At 71.9% G+C, this 4,944-nt stretch carries 2 protein-coding genes; both read left to right on the top strand.

Features of this window, described 5'->3' with window-relative positions; translation table 11 throughout:
* The coding region (locus VGR37_09570; protein ID HEV2147637.1) for a tetratricopeptide repeat protein at positions 1-1,919 on the top strand (1,919 nt) is incomplete at its 5' end.
* A gap of 459 nt (positions 1,920-2,378) precedes the next feature.
* A partial coding sequence (locus tag VGR37_09565) for a UPF0182 family protein (protein HEV2147636.1) occupies positions 2,379-4,944 on the top strand: 2,566 nt, incomplete at its 3' end.

Raw genomic sequence — 4,944 nt, 5'->3', positions numbered from 1 at the left:
AAGCGGGCCTGCGCCGCCTGATGAGGGTGCTGGACCGGGCGGGGGACGCGGCCGGCGCCCTGCGGGCATACGAGCACTTCGGCACATGGTTGGCGGCCGACCTGGGCGCCTCCCCTTCCGCGGAAACGCAGGCGCTTGCCGAGGAGCTTCGCCGTCGCGCGGGGGCGCCGATGAGCCGTCCCGCCCCACCGCTCTCCGAGGAGCCCGGTGAGGTGGAGCCCCCCGTCCTGCCCGTCCCGGCGTCTCCCCCGCGCCCATCGGCCCCGGCGCCGGCGGGCCGGGTGCCGGGGCGGCGCTGGACGATCGCGGCCGTGGGCGGGGTGGCGGTCCTCGCGGCGCTGTTCGGGTCCGCCGTGCGGGAGCGCGACCCCGGCGAGGTCGGGGCGCCGCGCGCCGAGGTGCACCCGTCCACCCGTTCTGCGGCGGCGTCCGCCCTCTTCAGCGAGGGCCTGCGGGCGCATTACGCCGGAGACGGCGAGGCAGCCAGGCGCCTGTACCGGGCGGCTCTGCGCGAGGACACCACCTTCGCGATGGCGGCGCTGTACGCCGCTTCCGTCGGCGGGGAGGACTACCTGACCATGCTCAACCGCGCGGCCCGGCTGGCGGACCGCTGGTCCCCGGACCGGGAGCGCCTGCTGGTGCGGGGTGCCTGGGCGGAGCAGATGAATCACCCCTCGGGACTGGCGGTCGCGGAAACGCTCGCGATCCGCTACCCGGAGGAGCCGGACGGACAGCTGCTGCTGGGTCGGGCGCTGATCCAGAGAGGGCGGTTCGCCGAGGGGGCCGAACGGCTGCGGCGGGTGATCGCGATGGACACGGCGGGGCTGCGCACGCCGGGCGCCCGCTGCCGGGCCTGCGAAGCGCTGCCGGCGCTGGTTTCGGCTTACCACCACCTCGAGGCGCTGGGCGACGCCGAGCGCCTGATCGAGGAGTGGCGCCGCCTGCAGCCCCACTCCGCCGCGCCCCTCTACAGTCTGGCCGACACGCGCGATACCCAGGGGCGCTACGAGGAGGCGCTCGCGGCGTTGCGTGCGGCGGCGGCGCTGGAAAGCCCGTCTCCCTGGGCGGAGGTGAGGCCGGCGGAAAGCTACCTCCGCGCGGGCAACTACGCTGCGGCCGACGCCCTGCTGCGGACCTTCGTCCGGGAGGGTTCGCCCGAGCACCGCGAGCTCGCGCTCTGGTTCCTGGTCATCAGCCTGCGCCACCAGGGCCGACTCCGCGAAGCGCTCACCGCCGCGGAACGCTACCATCGAGAGTTCCGGAACGAGCTCCCCGCAGCCATCGTCCTGTGGGAGATGGGTCGGCTGCACGAGGCGGCGGCGGCATTCGAACGAATCAGCCGTTCCGGCAATCCCGATGCGCCCCCGAGCGGCCACGCGCGCTGGCGGGCCTGGAGCCTCACGCACCGCGCGGGAGTCGTGGCCGCCCTCGGAGATACGATCGAGCTCCGCTCGCTGACCGATACCATCCAGGTCGTGGGCGCCCGGAGCGCGTACGGCCGCGATCAGAAGCTGCACCACCATGTGCGCGGGCTTCTCTGGTCCGCCCGGGGTCAGCACGACTCCGCGATCGCTGCCTTCCAGCGCGCACAGTTTTCCCCGATCTACGGCTACAACCGCGTCAACCTCGAACTGGCCCGCGCGCTCGTCCGAGCCGGGCGTCCGGCCGAGGCGATCCCGGTGCTGCGGAACGGCCTGCGCACCGGGGTGCAGGCCACCGGGATGTACACCACCATGCCCGTGCTGCACCGCGCGCTGGGTGAGGCATGGATGGCGGCCGGGCGCCCCGACAGCGCCGCCGCCCACTTCCGCTGGACGCTGGCGGCCCACCGCAACGCGGATCCCCAGTTCGCCACGGAGATGGCGCACCTGCGGAATCGACTGGCCAGGCTCGAGGGTATGGCCTCACGGACCCGCTAACGTGCCGTCGGGGCCGCTTGGTTGAGCAGGGAGGCCCCCGTTCTCTGGTGGGAGGCCCTCCCATGCTCAATCGCCCCGCCTCCGAACCGAGGCGCCTCAGCGTAGCAGCTGGGGCACTTTGAATCACCCCGGTTGCCGGAAGCTCCGAATCTCTGGTTGCAGTCAGAACAAGGCCGAAGGCGCCCTCCACCCTTCCGGCCCGCCGAGCTGGCCGGCTGTTCGTCGCGGTAGCAGCTTCGCCCGGGCAGCCAGCCACGCATCGGCTTGCGGAGCCCGCCCGGCCCCTGTGACCCGCGCGCCTCGCCCCGAACGCGCCAGGGGGAACGCCCGACGCTCCGGGACGGTATGGCACGCATAGCAGGCCGGTCGTAGCTTCCGGGTGTACCTTACCGACGGCCTGCGCCGATTCCACCGGGCGCGCTGCTTCGCCTTCCCCTCTCCTCCGGGAGCTTCGTATCGATGTCGACCCGCCGTGCCGGACTCGTGGGCCTTGCCGGGGCCGTCGTCCTGGTCTTCCTCGTCCTCACCCTCGGCCCGGGGGCCGTGGGGTTCACGGTCAACTGGCTCTGGTTCAGGGAGATCGGCTTCGAGGTGGTCTACCGGACGGAGCTGATCACCCGCGCCGCGCTCTTCCTGGGCGTGGGCGCGGTCTCCTTCGCCTGGCTGTACCTGAACCTCCGCATGGCGCAGCGCGGCGCGGTCCTCAACCCCACCGTGCTGCGCCTGGGGATGGGCACCTCGCACGTCAACGTGGCCGAGGTGCTGCGGCGCTTCCGGGTCCCGCTCTCCCTGCTGCTGGCGCTGCTGATCGCCGGCGGCGCGGCGGGGGGGTGGCTGGGAGTTCTCCGGTGGATGCACCGCGTCCCATTCGGGGTGAGCGACCCGGTGTTCGGGCGCGACGTGGGATTCTACGTCTTCACCCTCCCGGTGATCTCCACTGTGCTGGGGATTCTCTTCACGCTCACCGTCCTCGCCCTTCTCCTGGCGGGGCTCCTCTACTGGCTGCGCCGCGACATCATCGTGGCCCCGGGGCACGTGCGCGTGGAGGCCTCCGCGGGGATGCACCTGGGGATGCTGCTGGCGCTCGCCTTCGTGCTCACGGCGCTGACCCTCTGGCTGGTGCGGATCCCCGGACTGCTGTACTCCACCACCGGACCGATGGTGGGGGCCAGCTACACCGACCTGCACGCCACGCTCCCCGCCCTCCGCATCATGGCCGGCGTGGCGCTCGTGGCGGCGGTGCTCGTGGTGGTGGGGGCGGTGCGCCGGGAGCTCTTCCGCTTCGCGCTCATGGCGCTGGGGGGGTACGCCGTCCTCTCCGTCCTGGCGCGGGGCGTGTACCCGGCCGTGATCCAGAACTTCGTGGTGGATCCCACCGAGCTCTCGCGCGAAGCGCCGCAGCTGCGGCACCACATCGCCGCCACGCGGCGCGCCTGGGGGATCGAGAACGTGGAGGTGCGCGACCTCACCGGGGGCGCGGGGCTCACGCTGGCCGACATCCGCGCCAACGCCCCCACCATCGGCAACGTGCGGCTGTGGGACCGGGCGCCGCTGCTGCAGACGTTCGGGCAGCTGCAGGAGATCCGCACCTACTACGACTTCGTCTCGGTGGACGACGACCGGTACTGGATCGACGGAGAGTACCGGCAGGTCCTGCTCTCGCCGCGCGAGCTCAACCCGGCGTCGCTCCCCACGCGCACCTTCATCAACGAGCACCTCACCTTCACGCACGGGATGGGGCTGGCGCTGGGGCCGGTGAACCGGAGGACGGCGGAGGGGCTCCCCGTGCTCTTCATCCGGGACCTCCCGCCGGAGTCCGACGTCTCGCTCCAGGTCACCCGCCCGCAGATCTACTACGGCGAGCTCACCAACCAGGCGGTCTTCGTCCACACCCGGCAGCCAGAGTTCGACTACCCCGCCGGGGAGCAGAACATCTTCACCGCCTACCAGGGCGCGGGGGGCGTGCCGATCGGCTCGTGGCTGCGCCGCATCGTCTTCGCCTCCTACTTCGGCTCCTCCAAGGTGCTGCTCTCGGGAGACCTCACCCGCGAGAGCCGGGTGCTGTACCACCGCAACGTCGTGGAGCGGGCCCGGCGCGCCCTCCCCTTCCTCACCTTCGACGGCGACCCGTACATGGTCATCGACGAGGCGGGGACGCTGCAGTGGATCCTGGACGCGTACACGAAGAGCGAGCGCTACCCCTACGCCCAGCGCCTGGCGGACGGCACCAGCTACATGCGCAACAGCGTGAAGGTGGTGATCGACGCGTACCACGGCAGCGTGCGGGCCTACGTGATGGACCCCGCCGAGCCCATCGTGCGCACCTACGCGCGCGCCTTCCCGGGGATCTTCCGGCCCATCGGTGAGATGCCGGCCGACCTGCGGGCGCACCTCCGCTACCCGGAGGACCTGTACCGCGTGCAGACGACGCTGCACACCACTTACCACATGGACGAGCCGGACGAGTTCTACCACCGCGAAGACCAGTGGCAGATCCCCACGCTGGGCGCGGAGGAGCAGGCCAATCCGTTCGCGTTCATGCGGCGCATCATCATGCGCCTCCCGGACGAGGAGGGGGCGGAGTTCATCTTCATGACCCCCTTCACCCCCCGCCAGAAGGACAACATGGCGGCGTGGATGGTGGCGCGCAGCGACGGCGAGCACTACGGCGAGCTGCGGGTGTACCGCTTCCCCAAGCAGAGCCTGGTGTTCGGGCCGCGGCAGATCGTCAACCGCATCAACCAGGACACCGAGATCTCGCGGCAGATCTCCCTCTGGGACCAGCGCGGGTCGGAGGTGCTCCGCGGAGAGCTGCTGGTGCTCCCGGTGGAGGAGTCGCTCCTCTACGTGCAGCCGCTGTACCTGCGCGCGCAGGGAGGGCAGATCCCGGAGCTGAAGCGGGTGATCGTGGCGTACCAGAGCCGGGTGGTGATGGAGGAGACGCTGGAGGACGCGCTCGCCGCCCTCTTCGGGGGCGCGGGGACCATCCCCCCGCCGGCCGAGGAGCCCGCGGGAGGGCTGGTGC

It is taken from the genome of Longimicrobiaceae bacterium (assembly GCA_035936415.1).
GTDB lineage: Bacteria > Gemmatimonadota > Gemmatimonadetes > Longimicrobiales > Longimicrobiaceae > JAFAYN01.
Note: the sequence above shows the minus strand (reverse complement) of the source record. Positions and strands in the feature narration are given on the sequence as shown.